The organism is Streptomyces sp. NPDC006208 (assembly GCF_040613775.1).
In the GTDB taxonomy this organism is placed as follows: domain Bacteria; phylum Actinomycetota; class Actinomycetes; order Streptomycetales; family Streptomycetaceae; genus Streptomyces.
Genome location: NZ_JBEXSW010000015.1, coordinates 53,679 through 73,237 on the forward strand (window position 1 = coordinate 53,679; position 19,559 = coordinate 73,237).

Consider the following 19,559-nt stretch of genomic DNA (forward strand, 5'->3'; position numbering starts at 1 on the left):
GGTTCAAGGACCCGGCGGACAACGTCCTTTCCGTGCTCCAGCAGGCGTGATCCCGCGGATCACCGGAGGGGGCCGGTCAGTCTGTATGTGAGGTGCGTCGCGCGGGCGGTCCCTTCGACCCGCACCGGCTCCAGCTCCCGCTGCTGCAGGCCCAGGTGGTCGAAGAGCCGCAGCCCGGCGCCGAGCAGCACCGGGATGACATGCAGCTGCAACTCATCGATGAGTCCCGCCCGCAGGTACTGCTGCACGGTGTCGGCGCCGCCCGCGATGTCGACGTTCCGTCCTGCGGCAGCCTTCCTGGCCTGGTCGAGTGCACCGTGGATACCGTCGGTGACAAAGGTGAAGGTCGTGCCGCCCTCCTTCACCAGGCGCGGCCTCGGGCGATGGGTCAGGACGAACACCGGGGCGCGGAACGGCGGGTTGTCGCCCCAGGGCTTCTCGCCGGTGTCGTACATCGTCCGGCCCATCACGACCGCGCCGGTGGCATCGAACCACTCGCGCAGGATCTCCGAGTCGCGGTTCTCCTCGCCACCGGCCAGGCCCTGCCGCTCCCGCCAGCTCGCCAGGGGATGGATCCAGTCGTGCAGCCGCTCGGCTCCGGTGCCGACCGGGTTGTCGGCGCTCACATCCGTCCCCGCGATACAGCCGTCCAGGGACATGGTCATGTCTGCCGTGACGATCGTCATGAGGTGCTCCTTCGTCCTCGGGGTGCATGGTGCTCTCACTCATGCGTCGATCGGGAGCTCGTCCTTTCGACATCATCCCCGCACCGGGAGGCGCAGCGGGCGGCGACACCGGGTCGGTGCGGGGCCCGCTGCGCGTGGACGCGAGCCGGTCACTTCACGGAGCCGGCCATCACTCCCTGCACGAAGTGCCGCTGGAAGGCGAAGAAGACGACCACCGGCACCACCAGGGACAGGAACGCGCCGGGTGCCAGCACCCCGATATTGCTGCCGAACTGCCGCATCTCCGACTGCAGGGCCACGGTCAGCGGCTGGGAGTCGCTGTCCGCGAAGAGCAGGGCGACCAGCATGTCGTTCCACACCCACAGGAACTGGAAGATGGCCAGGCTAGCCAGCGCGGGACGCCCGAGCGGCAGGATGAGCCGGGAGAAGATGCGCCATTCGCTGCCGCCGTCCATCCGGGCCGCCTCCAGCATCTCGCGCGGGATCTCCGCGAAGAAGTTGCGCAGCAGGAAGACCGCGAACGGCAGTCCGTAGGCGACATGGAAGAGCACGACACCCGGGATCGTCCCGAACAGGCCCACCGATCCGAAGAGTTTGGCGACGGGCAGCAATCCGATCTGGATGGGCACCACCAACAGTCCGACCACGACGAGGAAGACGGCGTCGCGGCCCGGGAACTCCAGCCAGGCGAAGGCGTAGCCGGCGAGCGCGGCCAGCACGACGACGAGAGCCGTGGTGGGCACGGAGATCAGGACGGTGTTCCAGAACGCCCCTGTGATGTCGGAGTCCTTCAGCAGGGCCGTGTAGTTGTCCAGGGACAGCTGACCGGGATCGGTGAGCGCGGTCCACCAGCCGTCCGTGGCGTTGTCGCTCTCGGACCGCATCGAGGAGAGGAACAGCCCGGCCAGGGGGGTGATCCACACCAGGGCGACGACGATCAGTACCGCTTGGACCAGGCCGCTGCCGAGCAGCCGGGCCAGTCTGCCCGGAGTGCTCCGGCGCCCGCGGGCCGTCCTTGCCCGCCCCGGCGCGTCGGTCTTGGCCGGCTGCGGGGACGGGGTGCGCTCGATGGTGCTGTGATGGCTCATTTCCTGCTCCCGCGGAAGCGCCGGACGTTGAAGATCATGGCGGGGACGACCAGCACGAGCAGCAGGACGCTCAAGGCGCTGCCGAGTCCCTGGTTGTTGCCACCGCCGAAGGACACCAGCCACATCTGGGTGGCCAGTACGTTCGCCTCCTCCTGCACGGGACCCGGAGCGATGATGTAGACGAGGTCGAAGACCTTCATCACGTTGATGACCAGCGTCACGAAGACCACGGTCAGGACAGGGGCGAGCAGCGGCACCGTGATCTTCCGGAAGATCTGCCACTCGTTGGCACCGTCCATCCGGGCCGCCTCCAGCGCCTCGCGGGGCAGGGCCGCGAGCCCGGCGCCGATCAGCACCATCGCGAAGCCGGTCCAGATCCACAGATAGGCACCGATGATGGCCGGGGTGACCAGGGCGGGACCGAGCCAGGAGACGCCTTCGTAGGGTGCGGCGAAGTTGTCCGCCGGGAGGCGGACCGTGTACGAACCGTCGGCAAGGCCCGTGAGGGTGAAGGACCCGTCCGGTCCGGTGGTGGCGGTGGCGGCCACCTTGCCGTCCCGTAGCGCTTCCACGGTCATGCCCGGCAGTCCGTTCTCCTTCGGATCGACCGTGCCGGGCTTGCCGCCCCCGCCCGGGGTGAAGTCCAGGTACACCACTCCCCTGACCTCGTCGGCGGCGGCCTGGGTCCCGGTGGCGCCCTGCGCCGGCCTGGCCTCGGGGGGCACCGCGTCCGGGGCCACGCCGACGAATCCGAGCGAGACGCTCTCCCCCGGCGTGACCGTGCCGGTGGTGCCGTACGAGCCGCCGGGCTCCTTGGCCAGTCCCTGGTCCTCGCGGGCGCGGGCGGTGGGATAGGCGGAGTTGCCGGTGAAGCTGTCGTGGACGGAGACGACCATGGCGTTCAATACGCCGCGGTCCGGGTCCTGTTCGTACGCCAGCCGGAAGATGATGCCGGCGGCGAGGAACGAGACTGCCATGGGCAGGAACAGCAGCAGCTTGAACGCGGTGGCCCAGCGCACCTTTTCGGTGAGCACCGCGAGAACCAGGCCGAGTCCGGTCAGCAGGACGGGTGCGACGACCACCCAGATGGTGCTGTTGCGGATGGCCTTGAGGGTGGCCGGGTCGCGGAATATCTCCGCGTAGTTCTCGCCGCCGACGAACCGGTCACCGGTGGCGTCGAAGAGGCTGCGGCCGATGGAGAACAGCACCGGATAGACGACGAGGGCACCGAGCAGCAGCAGAGCGGGCAGCACGAAGGCGATCGCGATGGCGCGCCTGCTGCGCTGGGCCCGCCGCCGCGGATTCGCGGCGGCGGCGGGGGCGTTGACAGCCATGACGGGTGGCCTCAGTTCCCGTACGCCTTGGCTGCCGCGGCTTCCAGCTTCGCCGCGGTGGCCTTGGGGTTCGACGGGTTGCGCAGGAAGTCCTGCAGGAGCTTCCACTCGCCCGCACCCTTCGTGCCGCCGAACGCGGCCGGGGCCTGGTCGGACATGTCGAAGCGGACCGAGTCACCGGCCTTCACCAGCGATTCGGCGGTCGCGCGGGTGGTGTCGTCGCTGTACGCGGAGAGCTTCACGTTCTTGTTCGGCGAAAGGAAGCCACCGGCGCCGGCCCAGATCTCGGCGGCCTCGGGCGTGGCAAGGAACTCGAGCAGGGCCATGCCGGCCTTCCGGTTCTTGCCGTCCTTGAGGACGACGGCCGCGTCGCCGCCGCTGACGACCGGGGCAGTGCCGCTGCCGACCGGCGGGAACGGGTAGAACTTGGCGTCCTCGCCGAGCTTCTTGCCGAACTCGTCCTTGGCTATGCCGCCGACGAAGTCGCCCTCGTAGACCATGCCGGCCTTGGGCTCGGGGCCGAAGACCTGCTCGACGGAGGTCGGGAAGGCGGTGCGCAGCGCGCCGTTCGCGCCGCCCGCCACCAGCTGCTTGTCCTTGAACAGGTCACCGAGCGTGGTGAGCGCCTTGACGACGGTGGGATCGGTCCAGGGCAGCTTGTGGGCGGCGAGCTTGTCGTAGTTCTCCGGGCCGGCCTGGGAGAGGTAGATGTTCTCGAACCAGTCGGTGAGGGTCCAGCCGTCCTCGCCCGCGACGGAGAAGGCGGGCAGACCCGAGTCGGCGAGGGTGCGGCCGGTCTTGAGCATGTCCTCGTACGTCTTGGGTTCGCCCACCCCGGCCTGCTCGAAGGCGGCCGGGCTGTACCAGACGGTCGACTTGTGGGCGGCCTTGAAATAGAGGCCGTAGTACGTGCCGTCGACGGTGCCGTAGTTCTTCCACACGGGAGCGAGTCCGGCACCGGCGGTCGCGTCGGCCTTCTTGGACAGCGGGGAGAGCCAGCCCTCCTTCGCGAACTGCTGGAGCACACCGACCTGGGGCACCATGACGACCTCAGGGGCGTTGCCGCCCTCGATCTTGCTGCCGACGTAGGTGGAGACGTTGTCACCGGTGGGCACGAAGGTGGTCTTCGCTCCGGTCTTCTCGGAGAAGGCGTCGAGCACCTTCTGGAAGTTCTTCTGCTCGCTTCCGGTCCACACGCCGGCGACGGTCACCGTCTGGCCGCTGAGCTCCTTGGCGCTCGCGGGTCCGGTCGCCTCTCCGCCGCAGGCACTCGCGCCGAGTGCGAGGGCGAGTACCGCCGATCCTGCTGCCGCCGTACGCCGTGCCGTGATGTTTCGGGACATGATGCGTTCCTTCCGGGGATGGGTGAGGTGCTGCGGGTCACGCGGGGACGTTCGGTTCACAGGGGGCCGGATTCGCCGGTCCACCACGCCGCGGTGGCTCCGGGGAGCACTCCGTCGGGGCAGGGGCCGCTGGCGATCAGCGGAGTGCCGGGGGCCGGGGCCGGCACGGGCTCGGTACCGAAGTTGACGGCGCAGATCAGGCCGTCGCCGCGGGCGATGGCCAGCACCTGCGGCGGTGCGTCCAGCCAGTGCAGGGTGCCTTCGCCGAGCTGCGGGAGGCTGCGCCGCAGCTGGAGGCCTTCGCGGTAGAGGTGCCAGAAGGAGCGGGTGTCGGCGAGGGCGCGGTCCGTCGCGTGGTCGGCGAACCATTCGGGCTGCGGCAGCCAGGGCCTGGCCCCTTCGGCTCCCTGGCTGAAGCCGAACGGGGAGGCGTGGCCGGACCACGGCAGCGGGACCCGGCAGCCGTCGCGGATGCGGGCGCGGCTGCCGGTGCGCCGGAAGATGGGGTCGGTGAGCACCTCGTCCGGCAGGTCGAGCACTTCCGGCAGGCCGAGTTCCTCGCCCTGGTAGACGTAGGCGGCGCCGGGCAGGGCGAGCATGAGCAGGGCTGCGGCGCGGGCGCGGGCGGCGCCGAGTCCGCTGCCTTCGACGCCGACTTCCCCGGCGTAGCGGGTGACGGTGCGGACCTGGTCGTGGTTGTTGAGCACCCAGGTGACGGTGGAGCCGGTTCCGGCGATGTCACGTATCGCCTCGCTGATGGTGGCGCGGAAGGCGGCGGCGTCCCAGGGTGCACTGAGCAGGTCGAAGAAGAATGCCTGGTGCAGTTCGTCGGGCCGTACGTACTCGGCGTGTTCGCGAGCGGTCGGTACGGAGACCTCGCCGACCAGCAGGCGGTCGCGGCCGTCACGGTCGGCGTACTCGTCGCACACCGAGCGCCAGCGGCGCCATACGTCGTGCACCTCGGGCTGGTTCCAGGCGAGCGGGTTCACCGAGTCGCGGGTGCGCTCGTCGGCGCTCGGGTCGTCGGAGTCCGGCAGCTCAGGGTGCTTGAAGAGCCCTGCGGCGACATCGATGCGGAAGCCGTCGACGCCGCGGTCCAGCCAGAAGCGCAGGACGTGCTCGAAGAAGTCGCCGGTTGCGGGGTCGCGCCAGTTCAGGTCGGGCTGTTCGGGGGTGAACAGGTGCAGATACCACTGGCCGGGGGTGCCGTCCGGCTCGGTGGTCCGGCTCCAGGCGGGGCCGCCGAACATGGCGCGCCAGTTGTTGGGAGGTTCGTCGCCTCCGGGGCCGCGGCCGTCGGCGAAGTGGAACCGGGCGCGGGCCGGGCTGCCGGGCTCGGCGAGCAGGGCCTCCTGGAACCAGGGGTGCTCGCTGGAGCAGTGGTTGGGGACGATGTCGAGCAGCAGCTTGAGGCCCAGGCGCCGGGTGTCGGCGACCAGGCGGTCGAACTCGGCGAGGTCGCCGTACACCGGGTCGACGTCGCAGTAGTCGGCGACGTCGTAGCCGTGGTCGTGCTGCGGGGACGGATAGAACGGGCTGAGCCAGATGCCGTCGACGCCGAGCTTCTTGAGGTACGGCAGTCCGGCGCGTACGCCGGCGAGATCGCCGATGCCGTCGCCGGTGCTGTCGAGGAAGCTGCGGACATAGACCTGGTAGATGACCGCGTCGCGCCACCAGGCAGTGGGCGTGCGGACGAGGGGGCCGGTTCCGGCCGGGGGTGCTGTGAGCATCTCGCGTGTGACCTGTTCCTGCTGGATGCGAGAGCGACCCGGAGCAGAGACGTTGCTCGGGCTCGCCGTTATGCATGCATGTTAAATAGCTGTGTCGGGAGAGTGTCAACGAACTGACCTGAAGCTGTCCGGTAATGCCCCGATATTTGAGGGTGCAACACAGCAGCCGCGTACTTAACATGTAAGTACGCGGCTGACGGGTTCAGCAGAAGGAGGCGGTGATGGGCTCAGCCTCTGCGGGCGATCGACTCCAGCTCACGGGAGAGCCGGACGACCGCCTGCTCCGGCGACTGGCGCAGCGCCATCACGTCCTGCACCACGGCCTGCACGGCCAGGGTCACCTGGTCGTAACGGGGGCTCTTGGGGCGCGGCGCCGCAGTCTCCACGCTGCGGCGCAGGGTCGGGAGATACGGGTGGTCGCGGATCAGCGCCGGATCGTCGTACAGATCGGCCCGTACAGGAGGCAGAGCACCCTCGGTGAGGACCTGGCGCTGCACATGCTCACTGGTGAGGTAGGCGATCAGGTCGGCGGCCGACTGCGGATGCCGGGAGTGTGCGCTGACCGCGAGATTGGAGCCGCCGAGCACACTGGCGCCCGGCCCGTCGGGTCCGGGCAGAGGCACCGCTCCCACCTTGCCCGACACCTTGGAGTCCTGGGCATTGGCGAGCGCGTACACATACGGCCAGTTCCGCAGGAACAGCACCTTGCCGTCCTGGAACGCCTGCCGCGACTCCTCCTCCTTGTAGGCGAGGGTCTCCTTGGAGATCCACCCCTCGCGCACCCCGTCGGCCAGGAACCCGAGTCCGGCGCGGGCGGGCGCGGAGTTCACCGTGACACGGGTGCCGTCGTCGCGCAGGAAGGATCCGCCGGCCGAATGGACCGCCTCGGTGGCGTTGACCGAGAGGCCTTCGTACGGCAGGAACTGACCGGCGTAACCGTCGAGTCCGTACTTCGGAGCGATCTCGCGGGCCTGCCGGGCGAGTTCGGCCCAGGTCCGCGGCGGAGCAAGGCCCTCGCGCCGCAGGATGTCCGCGCGATAGTAGAGGAGTCCGGCATTGGTGATATAAGGGACGGCATAGAGCCGGCCGCCGAAGGTGGCGGTGTCCACCACGGGCGTCAGGAAGTCGTCCAGCGGGAAGCGGTCCCGCTCCAGCGGCGCGATCCAGCCCGCCGCGGCGAACTCGGAGGTCCAGGCGACGTCGATGTTCAGCAGGTCGAACCGGTCGCTGCCCGAACGCAGTTCGCTGATCATCTGCGCCCTGGTCTCGTCGGCGGAGTCGGGCAGTTCGACGAGCGTGACCGGCTCGTCGGGGTGGCCCGCGTTCCAGTCCTCGAGCAACGGGGCGAGATAGTCGGTCAGATCACCGGCGGTCACCAGTGTCATGGGGCCGCGGCCCTCGCCGTTCACGGTGCCGGGCTGCGCGGAGAATCCCGTCCAGCCGACCAGCAGCACGGCGATCACCAGGAGAGCTCTACCCGCGGCACGCGTCCACCGCATAGGTTCCTCCCAGTACACGTACCGGCTGCGCCGCCGGTAGCTGTGGCCTATATATACCCGTTAGGCATGAGCGATACTAGACATGCAGGCGGGCCGGACAAGGGCGTGGGTCACACCCTGCCACGTGAGCCTACGAGCAACTACCGAGCGGGAGGAGGGGGCGCGTGCGGCTGCCGCTTCTGGCGCTCCTCACCCGCGGCCCGGCGCACGGCTACGAGCTCAAGCAGGACCTTGAGAAGCTGCTGGGTGCCGCGTACCCTCAGCCGAACGTCGGCCAGATCTATGTCACCCTCGGGCGGCTGGAGAAGGCCGGTCTCATCGAGGGCGAGGACGTCGAGCAGTCGGGCAGGCCCAACAAGCGCACCTATCTGCTCACCGACGCCGGCCGGGAGGCCGTGCTCGCCTGGTTCGAGGAGACCGCCGACGAGCCCCGGGTGCGGGACGAGTTCTTCATGAAGCTCGCGCTCGCGTCCCAGTCCGGACTCGCGGACGCGGTCACCCTGATCAACAAACAGCGGCGGCAGTATCTGAACACCATGCGTGAACTGTCCAGGCTGGCCGCCACGGAGGACCGGGACAACCGCATGTCCCACCTGCTGATCGAGGGCGCGATGCTGCATCTGCAGGCCGATCTCGACTGGCTGGAACGCTGCCAGGAGGAGCTGGAATGACCGACGACACGGCTCCGTCCCGGCTGCCCGCCCACGGGAGCGGCGCCGATGGCCCCGGTGTGCGGCCGATCGTGCGTGCGCAGGCGCTGTGCAAGACGCACCACGGCGAGGGCGGGCCCGTGCACGCGGTGCGCTCGGTGGATCTGACCGTGCAGCCGGGCGAGTTCGTCGCCGTCACCGGACCGTCCGGAGCAGGAAAGTCCACACTCCTGCATCTGCTCGGCGGGCTCCAGCGGCCCGACAGCGGGCAGCTGTGGCTCGACGGGGAGCGGGTGGACGGCTATCGCGAGGCGCGCTGGGCAGGGCTGCGCCGGCGCAGCATCGGCATCGTCTTCCAGTTCTTCAATCTGGTCTCCAATCTCACCGTGGCCGACAACGTCGAACTGCCCGCGCTGCTGGCGGGGGCCTCACCCCGGGCGGCGCGCGAAAGCCGCGCCGAACTCCTGGCCGAGCTCGGGCTCGAAGGCAGGGAGCGCGCGATGCCCGGCGAGCTGTCCGGCGGCGAGCAGCAGCGCGTCGCGCTGGCCCGGGCACTGGTGAACCACCCTTCCCTGCTGCTCGCCGACGAACCGGCCGGCAGCCTGGACAGCAAGGGCACCCGGGAGGTGCTGCGGCTGCTCTCCCGCTTCCACCAGCGGGGCCAGACGATCGTGCTGGTCACCCATGACGCCCGGATGGCCAGCGCGGCCGACCGGGTCATCAGCTTCTTCGACGGGCGAATAGCCGACGACGCGGCCCTCGGCGAGGGTCGGGGCGGACGCGGCGGCCCCGGCGGAGTCCTCGGCGTACTCGAACTCAAGGACTGAAGGACCGACCGTGCGGGCCACACTGCGCTGGGCACACGCCGATCTGCGGGCGCACCGCGGCGAGGCGCTGTTCGTCGTGCTGGCGAGCGCCGGGATCATCGCTTCGCTGCTGCTGGCCGGAGCACTGCTGAACTATGCGGCCAACCCCTGGCAGCGGATCTTCACCCAGTCCCACGGCGCCCATGTGTGGATCCACACCCAGTCCGACGCCGACACCGCCGCACTGGCCGAGCTGTCCGGGGTGGAAGGTGTGGCCGGGCCTTACCGCACCGGGCAGGCGACGCTCGAGTCCCGTGGGGCGCGCGCACGGGTCGAACTACGGGCCACGGACGCACGCCCCGAAGAGATCGCGCGCCCGCTGCTCACCGCCGGCCGCTGGCTCGATCCGGCGACCGACGGCGCCGCGGACCGGGCCGCGCTCGGCGGGGTGGTTCTCGAAGCGTCCGTGGCACGCGTGCTGTGGGCGGAACCGGGCGACGAGATCACCGTCGCCGACGCGGCCGGCACCGCCCGGACGCTGCGTGTCGCCGGAATCGCGGAGAGCGCCGAGCTGCGCTATCGCCCGGGCGGACAGCCGGGGACCGGCTGGGTACTGCCCGGCACGCTCGACCGGTCCGTGCCGGCAACCAGCGGCGTGACGGCCGGACTACGGCTCGCGGACCCCGCCGACACGGACTTCACCGTCCAGCGCGCCGTCACGGTGCTCGGCGCCGACCATGTGACCCAGGTCGCCAAATGGCAGCAGGCGCGCGCCGAGGCAGGCGGCGACGACCGGCTGCTCGGGCAGCTCTTCGCCGTGTTCGGGCTCGGTGCGCTGCTGTGCGCCGCGCTCGCCGCGTCGGGTGCGATCGCCGCCCGGGTGCGCGGCCAGTTGCGTGACATCTCGATCCTCAAGGCGATCGGCTTCACGCCCGGCCAGGTGATACGGGGCTTCCTGATCCAGCACCTCGCGTTCGCACTGCTCGGGATCACGCTCGGTACGACGGCGATCGCGCTGCTCGGGGGCCGGCTGCCGGGGCGGATCGGCGAGGCGGCCGGGGTGTGGCAGGACATGCCCGGGTACACGGCGGTGCTCCTCGGGGTACCGGGCGCCGCGGTCCTGCTGATCGCGGCCGCGACCGGGCTCGCCGCCTGGCGGGCGGGGCGGGTGCCGCCGGTACCCGTGGCGCGCATGGCGCTGCCCTCGGCCGCGCCCATGACCGGGCTGGGCCGACGGGCGCTCGGGCTGCGTGTGCCGCCGGCCCTGGTGCTCGGCTGGCGAGCCGCGTTCCCGCGCCGGGCCCTGGCACTGGTCCCCGTGGCACGCCTGGCACTTCCACTGCTGATGATCACCGTGGCGCTGGTCGCCTGGACGACCGTGGACCGGTTCGGCAGCCGTCCTGCCGAGATGGGACTCCCGGCGGCACTGACGGTGCGCGCCGAACGGCCGGGCAGCATCCCGGACCGGGAGCTGGACCGCGCCCTGACCGCACAGCGGGACGTGGTGGCCGCGCACCCCGGCGCCGAGGTCGCGGCGCTCGCCCCCGGGCAGACCGGCACCATCGCGCTCCGCGGTCTCGGCACGGCGTCGGCCCCGTATCCGTACACGGTGGCCGAAGGCCGCGCGGCGGACGGGCCGGACGAGGCGGTCGCGGGGCAGGGGCTGCTCGACCTGCTCGATGTCGGTGTCGGGGACTGGGTGCGGCTGACGGTCGAGGGCCGGCCGCAGATCCTTCACATCGTCGGACGCAGCATCGAGCCGGAAGACGGCGGCCGGGTGATCTCCACCACGCTGGACACGCTGCGGGAGGACGATGCCACGCTGCGGCCGGATTTCCATCTCGTGGCGCTGCGCGACGGCGCGGACCCGCGGGAGGTCAGCAGTGCGCTCGCCACGTCCTTCGGCGGCACGCTGGAGATCCGCGAGGTCGCCAATCCGGCGGACCGGCTCGGTCCGGCCCGCGGGGTCATCGCGGCCCTGATCGCGGTGCTGGCCCTGATCGGGCTGATCGAGCTGCTGACGCTGATCAGTACGGGGGTGCGTGACCGCGGCCGGGATCTGCTGGCTCTCAAGGCGATCGGTCTGACACCTCGTCAGATCAGTTCGGTGATCGTGACGGCAGCCGGTCTCACGGCACTCGCGGCGGCGGTGGTCGGCACGGTGCTCGGCGTGGTCTCGGGGCGGTGGCTGGTCGACGCGCAGGGCCGTATCAGCGGCATCGGCGCCGGCATCGCACAGCCGCTGCCCGGCTACCTGCTGGCTCTGGTGGGGGTCGGGGCCGTGCTCGGTGCGGTCGCCGCCGCGGCGCTGCCCGCGGTCCGCACGGCTCGCCGCCGGCTCGCGGACTCACTCGGCGAAACACTCTGAGTCAGGAGCCGAGCTCGATGTCCGGCTGCTGGGCGCGGTGTTCGGGTGCACAGGGCGGCGCCGCCGGAGGGCCGGCCTGTGCCGCACTCTGTGCAGACGGCCCACTGCCGGGCAGGGAATGTGACCTGGGTGCCGCCGCAGGCGGTGCACAGTGCGCCATGGACCCGCGTGCCGTCGCACCCTCCGTGGTCCACTTCCCCGACGTGCGGATTCCGCAGGTCAAGTACGCGCTGCGGGAAGCGGTCCACCCGGTCCACTGAAGTCCCCGGCCGGGCCGCGCCGTTCCGCGACAGGTCCCGGTCGTCGACGTAACTTCTGTTCCTGCTCTCTCGGTTGCCGGACCGTAATGCACCGAGTGCGGTGAACCCTTGGGCGCCCCAGTGCGGTATGGCATTCTGCGGCGGTCAGGAGCATCCGGCGCGCCGACTGTATGCAGTGCTCTGGCGCGCCGGAGCCGGCCGACTCCCTGGAGACACCGCCATGTCCCATGCCTCGGCTCCGCGTGCCCGAAGACCTTCTGAGAGCCATGCCTCGCCTCTGCGCAAGCCCTCGCGGCTCGACGCCGATGCGACGGCGGTACTGCGCAGGGCGACCCAGGTGCTCGTCGACGACGTCACCGGACTGACCGGTCGGGTGGTAGTGACCCTGCGCGAGCAGGAACCGTCCTACCGTGCGGCGATGGAGACGGACCCCGACGTGATGTGGCAGGAGCTCCACCGCTGTCTGCGGCAGAACGGCGGCTCCCTGACGCGGCCGGGGGAAGGCCGTGACGCTGCCCTGCGCGCATCGTGGGAGATCGGTGGGCGCAGGGCCGAGCAGGGCCTGCCGCTGGAGGCGGTGCAACCTCGCGCAGAATCACCGGAGCTGGGTCACTGTGCCGAAACCGAGGCCGCGGTGCCACTCGTGGACGATCGCGTGGTCCGGCTCGTGCGACATCGGAACGGATGCAGGTGTGATGCGGTCCGAAGGTCTTGTCCACGGCCTCGGCGTTTGTCGAAATCCCCTGTGGGAGAGCGCGTCGACAGCAGATGATCTTTCCATGACCACATCCGACCCTTCGGCGTCGTCCTCGATCTGCCGTATCGATCCCCAGACTCTGCACCCGACACCCGGCTCTCACCACATGACCGTTGTCCGGTCCGGCCGTACCGCGTATCTCGCCGGGCAGTGCCCTTTGGATCCGTCCCGCAAGCTCGTCGGCGAGGGTGACCTCGACCAGCAGATCGACCAGGTCGCGGCCAACGCCATGACCGCGTCGGCCGCGGTCGACGCCGCGCCGGATCAGACGGTCCGCTCCATGATCCATGTCGTCAGCGACGAGACCGAGATGCTCGCGGCGGCCTGGAGGCGGCTGACGACATCGCCGCTCGGGCCGGCGTTCACGACGGCGAGCACGCCGCTCGGCGTGGCGCAGCTCGGTTTTCACGGTCGGCTCGTCGAGCTGGACCTGACCGTGGAGCTCCCCGCATGACGCCCGCGACCGAGGGCGACCACGACTGGTCCGGCACCCGTGCGTGGGTGGAGAGCCAGTTGCACGCGTCCGAGCGCATCGAAGCCGTCGGCACTCTGCGCGGCGGCTGGTCCTCGCACATGCGCCGTCTGCACATCACAGGCGCGCGGACACCGCGCGCGCTGGTGCTGCGGTCCTTCGTCAAACCGTTCTACCTGCGGGTCGCCGACGCCCTCCTCACGCGCGAGGCGGACATCCTGCGGCTGCTCGCACCGACCGGCATACCGGCGGCCGCACTGCACGCCGTCGATGCGAAGGGGAAGCACTGCGACCATCCCTCGCTGCTGATGTCGCTACTGCCCGGCGGGGTGCGGCTGGACGACGAGGAGGCCGCACAGCGCGCGGCGCTGCTGGCCCGGCAACTGGTCGCGATCCACCGGCTGGACGTACCGGAGCATGCCAGGCCCCGAACGTACGAGGCGTGGACCTCAGCGGAACGGGTGCGCGTGCCCGGGACCACCCGGCATCCGGAACTGTGGGCGCAGGCCGTCGACATCATCCGCAACGACCCCCCGCCGTACCGGCCCTGCTTTCTGCACCGGGACTTCCATCCGGGCAATGTCCTGTTCACCGGACACGGCAGCGATCTGAAGATCACCGGCGTCGTCGACTGGGTGGAGACCTCCTGGGGCCCGGCCGACCTGGACGTGGCGCACTGCTCCACCGCGCTTGCCCTGCTCCACGGCGCCCGCGCCGGCATGGACTTCGCCGACCGGTACGTCGCGGCCGGCGGGACCCTGACCGCAGATCCCGCGGCGCATCTGTACTGGCGCGTGCTGGACGCGCTGGCCTTCGCCCCGGACGCGGAGAAGGTCGCGGTGCCGTGGCGTGAGCTGGGACGTGCGGATCTGGCACCGTCGCTGCTCACGGCGAGGCTGGAGGAGTATCTGCACGGGCTGGTCGCCCGCTACGGCTGAGACCGGATCCTCGCGGTCGTCGCCGTAAGGCTCCGGCGCTCCTTCGGCAACGGACCTCGGCCCACGGTGCACAGGCCGTCGGCGGAACCGGGCGTGACGCAATTGTGTCTGTCATGGGGACAGCATGTGAGCTACCGTGCGGCGGTCGTACAGAAGCCACCGTGGGGTACGGCGTCATAGGGGACCGCTGGCGGCTCCCACTGGGGGAAATGATGAACGTGTGGTCGGTGCCTGGGTACACGGAGTCCCGGGAGCTGGGGTCCGGTGGCTGCGGCCGAGTCGTCCTGGCCGTCCATGACGCCACCGGCATGCCGGTGGCCGTCAAGTATCTGAACGAGCGGCTGCGTACGGACTCGGCCTTCGTGCGGGAGTTCCGCGCCGAGGCGCGGTTGCTCGGTGACCTCGACTCGCCGCATGTCGTGGGGCTCTACGAGTACGTCGAAGCGCCGAACGGCGCCGCCATCGTGATGGAGCTGGTCGACGGAATCGCCCTGCGCGCGCTGCTCCAGCGGGAGGGCGCAACCGGCCCCGAGGCCGCGCTCGTCGTACTGAAGGGCTCACTGCTGGGTCTTGCCGCCGCACATCGCGCCGGTGTGGTGCACCGCGACTACAAGCCCGAGAACGTCCTCGTCGCCGCCGACGGTTCGTCGAAGCTCGTCGACTTCGGTATCGCCGCGGGCCGCGACAGCACCCCGGGAGTGGCCGGGACCCCCGCGTACATGGCCCCCGAGCAGTGGAACGGCGAGCCCGCCTCGCCCGCGGCCGACGTCTACGCGGCGACCGCGACCTTCTACGAGTGCCTGACCGGCCGCAAGCCCTACACCGGCGAGAACTTCGCCGAGCTGGCACTGCAGCATCTCGACGCCCCGATCCCCGATGAGGAGGCACCCGAGCCGGTACGGCCGCTGATCCGGCGGGGCCTTGCGAAGTCGCCGGGTGAGCGGCCCGCGAACGCGATGGCGTTCGTGGCCGAGCTCGAGGAGATCGCGGGGGCGGCGTACGGCCCCGACTGGGAGGAGCGCGGACAACGGAAACTGGCGGCGCTCGCCGCGCTGTTGCCGTTGCTGTTCCCCTCCGCGGCGGGCCAGGCAGCCGGCACGACCGATCTCGCCACGACCGCGCTGGGCGGCGGGAGCAAGCTCGGCGGCTGGTCACCGCTGCTGCGCAAGGCGCTGACCGCGGCCGTCGCCCTGGCCGTCGCCGTGGTCGTCGCGATCGCTGCCGGGGCCCAGGGCGGCGGCCCGCAGGAGACGACCGCGCAGGCCGTCGCCACCACGAGCGCCGATCCCGGCACTCCACAGGCCCCGGACGTCCCACCGTCCGCCGGCGCTTCTGCCTCCGCCGAACCGTCCCCGTCCGCATCGGACTCTGCGAGCCCGTCCCCCACAGCCTCCGACAGCGCGACCGCCGGGCCTGGGTCACCCACGCCGGGGACCACGACGGACGCCGCGACCACGCTGCCGACGACCACCCCGACCACGGACCCGACGACCGCCACACCCACGGTGACGCCGTCGGCGCGGGTACGGAACGTGTCGGTGACGAGCTTCCGGCAGACGGACTTCACCGTTGGTGCCGCGACCGTCGGCGTCAGCACCGACGGCACAGGTCCCGTGACGATCGTCATCTCCTGGTCCATCAGTAACTCGAAGGGCGACCCGGGTACCCCTGACGGCACGCAGACCTTCGAGCGCAGTGGTGCGACGCAGTACACCCTCGACCTGACCCACTCCTTCTCGGGGCGAGCCTGCTACTGGGGGGTTCAGGCGACAACGAACCCGACCGCCGCGAACGGCAGTTCCATGCAGCAGATCCTGACTCAGCGGTGCACGATCACATGAGCGGTCCGATGAACGAACCCCGAATCCCGGACACCGTCCGCCTGCCCGAGCCCGTGCCCGTGCCCGCCCCCGAGCCCGAGCGCGAGCGCGAGCGCGAGCGCGAGCGCGACGACGAGTACAGCGCGACAGCTCTCGGCAGTCACTGGTTCGAGCGGCCGGAAGGCGACGCTCCGGCGGACACACCCACTCTCGTCCGGCGCGAGCCGTCCGAGCCCGTGGCCCCTGACCGGGTGGAAGGCGACGTACTGCGCTTCGGGCCCGGTGTGACCGCTGCCGTCCGGAGCCGCCGCAACGGCACCACCGCCGTCGACATCTGGCACGGCACCCTTGCGGGACAGCCCGCCGACGAGCCGGAGCGGGCGCGCGCTCCCCGGCGCCGGGTGCTCCGGCGCTACTCCCTCGCCGCCGCTGTGCTGGTGGCCGTGCTGGCCTTCCTGGCCTGGCAGCGCTACGGCCCCGGCCTGGCCGTCCGGGACGTGACCGTGCGGACCTCCGCCGAGGGGCCCGGGTGTGACGGCACGGCCGATGTCGTGGGCGTGGTGAGAACCAACGGCCGGCCCGGCACCCTCACCTACCGCTGGGTGCGCAGCGACGGCACCACGTCGGGCCAGTTGCAGGAGAAACTGACGCGAGGCCAGAAGCAGGCCCGCCTGCATCTGCTGTGGACCTTCCACGGCAAGGGCAGGTACCAGGCAGCGGCGGAGCTGCGCATCACCGCTCCGTCGGCTCACTCGGCGTCGGCGCGCTTCGTGTACACATGCGGCTGAGCCGCGCCCCCGTGCGGACGGGGGGCGGCTGCGGTTGTTGCCGCTGAGCGACACGACCAGCAGACCGTGGAACTCCACGCCAGGCGTCACCGGTGCCCGGCATCCGGCATCCGGCATCCGGCATCCTGACGGATCGTCGGGACGATGCTGTACTGACCTCCTCCGCCCACGTGAGCGTGGGCGATTTCCTCCCTGGCGTCTGTTGTCAGGTTCGGCTTGAGCCGGCGGCCTGCTTCCTGCTTCCTGCTTCCTGCCCGGTTTCCCCCACCTCGTGCCGCACCACTACCGCGCGATCAGCCTGTGGTCCGGCGCGTACTTCGCCGGGTCCGTGGACGGGGGCGGCCCCGCTGCCGGAGACCACCGGCGTTTCTCGACTCTCCGACCCGCCGCGCCGGACATGGAACGGCCCGCAGAGGATTCACCTCTACGGTGTCGAACCAGTAGTTTCCAGAAAGGCAGTGGTGATATGGCCGTCGACGCATCGGGCGTCAACGTCGCACGAGATCCGGATCCGGAGCCGGGACCTGAGCGATGGAACGGCCGGCAAGGCCCCTTCTGGTCCTGGCGCACCTCCTGGCCGCTTGCCCTGTCCCTGTTGCCGCTCGGTCTCCTCGCCATGGCCTCATTGCTCGGCCGCCATGTCCGGCCCAGTGCCGACGAGTGGTGCTTTCTGCCCAGCGTCCGCGACCACGGCATCACGGGTCTGATCGGCAAGTTCTACTTCACCGACAACGGACGGGTCGGCAACGGCCTGCTCGTCGGGCTCTACGCCAAGTTCCCTGTGGCCGGGCACCAGTGGTTCGGGCTGATCAGCGGCGTTCTCATGCTGGCGCTGCTGTGGGCACTGACCACGCAGTTGCTGCGCCGGGCCGGCCTGGTGGTGCCACGCGGTCTCCCCTTGCTCGTGGCGTCCGTGATTGCCGCGGTCTTCCTGTTCGCCACGCCCAATACGTACAAGACGTTCTACTGGCCCGCGGCCTCCGTCTCGCACACCGTCGCGCCGGTACTCGCCTGCGCGGCGGCGATCCCGCTGCTGCGGGCGCGCGGCCGGCGGGGCCGTGTCGCCGCGCTCGCCACGGTGCTCGCGGCGGGGATCTTCATGGGCACGCTCTCCGAAGAGACGTCGGTCGTCGCCCTCGTGGTCCTGTCGGGTGCGGTGCTCTTCGCCCACCGCGTCTTCGTCCCGCGCGTGACGAGGCTCGTGCGCCGCTGGTCGCTGGCGGGGATGGCCGGTGTCGCCATCGGCACGGTGGTGCTGATGACGTCCCCGGGTTCGATCGAACGCCGCGAGCGCTACGGCGCCGACCGCGCCTCCCTGTTCGCGCCCGAAACCCTGCTCGGCTCGCTTCGCGGATTCGGGCAGATCCTGGCGACCGTACTCACCACATGGCAGTACCTCGGCGCGGTCGCTGCCGGTGTGCTGCTGGGGCTGCTGGCGCGCGGCCGGGCCGGGCGGCCCGCCGCCCTGCTGCCCTGCCGTCCGCTGTTTCTTCTCTCCCTCGGCGCGGCCGCGTTCGTCGTCTCCGGCTATCTGTGCACCGTGATCACATACCCCGTGTTCGGGGCCCGGGTGGTGACCACCGAACGCACCTGGAACGACTATCTGCTCTTGTTCGTCCTGCTGCTGACCGGCGCCGGTGCCTTCGCCGGCCGGGCAGTTCGGCTGCGCGGGCGCCGCACGGGTACGGCGGCGGCCGCCGCCGCCGCGGTGTGCGCGGCGGCCATGCTGGGCCTGGTGGGGCCGCTCCACGGGCTCGGGGACGCGATGCAGGTGCGGGCAGGTCAGTGGGACCGCCAGGACCGCTTCCTGCGCGAGCAGGCGGCAAGCGGCGCGAAGGTGGCGCCGTACACGCCGGTACGGGTGGCCAGAATGCTGGAGCCGTTCGGCGACCAGGGCCGCAGGATCTGGCCGGCCCAGTGTGTGGCGGACTACTACGACCTCGAGAAGGTCACTTACTCGACACGGATTCCATGACCTCGGCGGTCAGGGCGTCGGCGGCCGCCGCGTGGGAGGTGTCCGTCTCCCGGATCACATAGTGCGGCCGCCGCTTGGCCTCGTGGTAGATCCGTCCCACGTACTCGCCGATGACTCCGAGCGTGGCGAGCTGGATGCCGCTGAGGGCGACGATGGCGGTGATGATGGTCGCGTAGCCGGGTGTTTCGACGCCGTCGAGCAGTACGTTGGCGATTATCCACAGCGCGTAGCCGAGGGCGGACAGGAACAGCCACAGCCCGGTGTGGATCGCCATGCGCAAAGGGCGGCTGTTGAAGGAGAGCAGCCCGTCGATGCCGTAGTTGAGCAGCCGCCTGCCGCCCCACTTCGACTGGCCGGCGGCACGCTCCACGTTCTGGTAGGTGAAGCTGACGGTGTCGAAGCCGATCCAGGAGAAGAGCCCCTTGGAGAAGCGGTTGCTCTCCGGGAGGGACAGGACGGCGTTGACGGCGCGGCGTGACAGCAGCCGGAAGTCGCCCGCCCCGTCGAGGACCTCGACGTCCATGAAGCGGCGCACCAGGCGGTAGTACGTCTGGCTGAGCGCCTTGCGCACCGCACCCTCCCCGGTGCGGTCCCGCTGCGCGATGACCTGGTCGTAGCCGTGGCGGTGCAACTCCAGCATGCGGGGCAGCAGTTCGGGAGGGTGCTGGAGATCGGCGTCCATCAGCACGACCACCTCCCCCTGGGACATCCGCAGACCGGCGAGCATCGCCGACTCCTTGCCGAAGTTCCGGCTGAAGGAGGTGTAGCGCACCCGCGGGTCCGTTGCCGCGAGATCACGGAGGCGGATCCGGGTCCGGTCGCTGCTGCCGTCGTCCACGTAGCAGATCTCGAAGGTCGTCGCAGTCGGCTCGAGGGCGGCGATGAGAGCAGCGTGGAAGGCGTCGATCACCTCGCTCTCGTTGAAGCACGGGACGACGACCGACGTGTGGACCGTTCTCATTTCACTCCATGCGCTGGTGCGGGCAGGCCGCATCTCTGCAGCCCATTGCGTATGGAGGGATGACCTCCCGGCCGCAGAGGTTGC

General features: G+C 70.7%; 15 protein-coding genes. 8 read left to right on the plus strand and 7 right to left on the minus strand.

Annotated elements, in window-relative coordinates; translation table 11 throughout:
* Positions 1 to 59: 59 nt before the first annotated feature.
* The 6 genes from ABZ208_RS14605 to ABZ208_RS14630 all read right to left on the minus strand — a co-directional run bounded on the left by ABZ208_RS14605 (position 60) and on the right by ABZ208_RS14630 (position 7,680).
* On the minus strand, positions 60 to 686 hold the full coding sequence (locus ABZ208_RS14605; protein WP_356909841.1) for a dihydrofolate reductase family protein: 627 nt from the start codon (positions 684 to 686) through the stop codon (positions 60 to 62).
* 149 nt (positions 687 to 835) lie between these two features.
* A complete protein-coding gene (locus tag ABZ208_RS14610; protein WP_328392633.1) occupies positions 836 to 1,774 on the minus strand; it encodes a carbohydrate ABC transporter permease in 939 nt (312 codons plus the stop codon).
* A complete protein-coding gene (locus ABZ208_RS14615; RefSeq protein WP_356909842.1) occupies positions 1,771 to 3,108 on the minus strand; it encodes an ABC transporter permease subunit in 1,338 nt (445 codons plus the stop codon). Before ABZ208_RS14615 ends, ABZ208_RS14610 begins: the two co-directional genes overlap by 4 nt.
* A gap of 11 nt (positions 3,109 to 3,119) precedes the next feature.
* A complete protein-coding gene (locus tag ABZ208_RS14620; RefSeq protein WP_356909843.1) occupies positions 3,120 to 4,451 on the minus strand; it encodes an ABC transporter substrate-binding protein in 1,332 nt (443 codons plus the stop codon).
* A gap of 56 nt (positions 4,452 to 4,507) precedes the next feature.
* Positions 4,508 to 6,181 (minus strand): glycoside hydrolase family 13 protein, encoded by a 1,674-nt coding sequence (locus ABZ208_RS14625; protein WP_356909844.1) that lies wholly within the window; start codon positions 6,179 to 6,181, stop codon positions 4,508 to 4,510.
* 227 nt (positions 6,182 to 6,408) lie between these two features.
* Positions 6,409 to 7,680 carry an ABC transporter substrate-binding protein gene (locus ABZ208_RS14630; RefSeq protein ID WP_356909845.1) on the minus strand — a complete coding sequence of 424 codons (1,272 nt, stop codon included), beginning with the start codon at positions 7,678 to 7,680 and terminating at the stop codon, positions 6,409 to 6,411.
* Between the two features lie 164 nt (positions 7,681 to 7,844).
* Between ABZ208_RS14630 and ABZ208_RS14635 the strand changes: the two genes are divergently transcribed.
* From ABZ208_RS14635 to ABZ208_RS14670, 8 genes are all read left to right on the plus strand, one after another.
* The gene (locus ABZ208_RS14635; protein ID WP_356909846.1) at positions 7,845 to 8,351 is read left to right on the plus strand and encodes a PadR family transcriptional regulator; all 507 of its coding nucleotides are present in this window, start codon (positions 7,845 to 7,847) and stop codon (positions 8,349 to 8,351) included.
* Positions 8,348 to 9,157: an ABC transporter ATP-binding protein gene (locus ABZ208_RS14640; protein ID WP_356909847.1), complete on the plus strand. Its 810-nt coding sequence runs from the start codon at positions 8,348 to 8,350 to the stop codon at positions 9,155 to 9,157. Before ABZ208_RS14635 ends, ABZ208_RS14640 begins: the two co-directional genes overlap by 4 nt.
* A 10-nt stretch (positions 9,158 to 9,167) precedes the next feature.
* Entirely contained in the window at positions 9,168 to 11,504 is a 2,337-nt protein-coding gene (locus ABZ208_RS14645) for an FtsX-like permease family protein (RefSeq protein ID WP_356909848.1), read from the plus strand.
* 1,039 nt (positions 11,505 to 12,543) lie between these two features.
* Positions 12,544 to 12,975 carry a Rid family hydrolase gene (locus tag ABZ208_RS14650; protein ID WP_356909849.1) on the plus strand — a complete coding sequence of 144 codons (432 nt, stop codon included), beginning with the start codon at positions 12,544 to 12,546 and terminating at the stop codon, positions 12,973 to 12,975.
* Positions 12,972 to 13,931 carry an aminoglycoside phosphotransferase family protein gene (locus tag ABZ208_RS14655; protein WP_356909850.1) on the plus strand — a complete coding sequence of 320 codons (960 nt, stop codon included), beginning with the start codon at positions 12,972 to 12,974 and terminating at the stop codon, positions 13,929 to 13,931. Before ABZ208_RS14650 ends, ABZ208_RS14655 begins: the two co-directional genes overlap by 4 nt.
* 212 nt (positions 13,932 to 14,143) lie before the next feature.
* Entirely contained in the window at positions 14,144 to 15,772 is a 1,629-nt protein-coding gene (locus tag ABZ208_RS14660; RefSeq protein WP_356909916.1) for a serine/threonine-protein kinase, read from the plus strand.
* Between the two features lie 8 nt (positions 15,773 to 15,780).
* Positions 15,781 to 16,539: a hypothetical protein gene (locus ABZ208_RS14665; RefSeq protein ID WP_356909851.1), complete on the plus strand. Its 759-nt coding sequence runs from the start codon at positions 15,781 to 15,783 to the stop codon at positions 16,537 to 16,539.
* Positions 16,540 to 17,005: 466 nt separating this feature from the next.
* The gene (locus ABZ208_RS14670) at positions 17,006 to 18,514 is read left to right on the plus strand and encodes a DUF6056 family protein (RefSeq protein ID WP_356909852.1); all 1,509 of its coding nucleotides are present in this window, start codon (positions 17,006 to 17,008) and stop codon (positions 18,512 to 18,514) included.
* Here the strand turns inward: ABZ208_RS14670 and ABZ208_RS14675 are convergent.
* Positions 18,489 to 19,475 (minus strand): glycosyltransferase family 2 protein, encoded by a 987-nt coding sequence (locus ABZ208_RS14675; protein ID WP_356909853.1) that lies wholly within the window; start codon positions 19,473 to 19,475, stop codon positions 18,489 to 18,491. The two genes, ABZ208_RS14670 and ABZ208_RS14675, sit on opposite strands and share 26 nt — an antisense overlap.
* Positions 19,476 to 19,559: the final 84 nt, after the last annotated feature.

Bases quoted from the DNA above. Each gene is read 5' to 3' on its own strand.
- ABZ208_RS14605 (WP_356909841.1), bottom strand. From the start codon at position 686: ATGACGATCGTCACGGCAGACATGACCATGTCCCTGGACGGCTGTATC.
- ABZ208_RS14610 (WP_328392633.1), bottom strand. From the start codon at position 1,774: ATGAGCCATCACAGCACCATCGAGCGCACCCCGTCCCCGCAGCCGGCC.
- ABZ208_RS14615 (WP_356909842.1), bottom strand. From the start codon at position 3,108: ATGGCTGTCAACGCCCCCGCCGCCGCCGCGAATCCGCGGCGGCGGGCC.
- ABZ208_RS14620 (WP_356909843.1), bottom strand. From the start codon at position 4,451: ATGTCCCGAAACATCACGGCACGGCGTACGGCGGCAGCAGGATCGGCG.
- ABZ208_RS14625 (WP_356909844.1), bottom strand. From the start codon at position 6,181: ATGCTCACAGCACCCCCGGCCGGAACCGGCCCCCTCGTCCGCACGCCC.
- ABZ208_RS14630 (WP_356909845.1), bottom strand. From the start codon at position 7,680: ATGCGGTGGACGCGTGCCGCGGGTAGAGCTCTCCTGGTGATCGCCGTG.
- ABZ208_RS14640 (WP_356909847.1), top strand. From the start codon at position 8,348: ATGACCGACGACACGGCTCCGTCCCGGCTGCCCGCCCACGGGAGCGGC.
- ABZ208_RS14650 (WP_356909849.1), top strand. From the start codon at position 12,544: ATGACCACATCCGACCCTTCGGCGTCGTCCTCGATCTGCCGTATCGAT.
- ABZ208_RS14655 (WP_356909850.1), top strand. From the start codon at position 12,972: ATGACGCCCGCGACCGAGGGCGACCACGACTGGTCCGGCACCCGTGCG.
- ABZ208_RS14660 (WP_356909916.1), top strand. From the start codon at position 14,144: ATGAACGTGTGGTCGGTGCCTGGGTACACGGAGTCCCGGGAGCTGGGG.
- ABZ208_RS14665 (WP_356909851.1), top strand. From the start codon at position 15,781: ATGAACGAACCCCGAATCCCGGACACCGTCCGCCTGCCCGAGCCCGTG.
- ABZ208_RS14670 (WP_356909852.1), top strand. From the start codon at position 17,006: ATGGCCGTCGACGCATCGGGCGTCAACGTCGCACGAGATCCGGATCCG.
- ABZ208_RS14675 (WP_356909853.1), bottom strand. From the start codon at position 19,475: ATGAGAACGGTCCACACGTCGGTCGTCGTCCCGTGCTTCAACGAGAGC.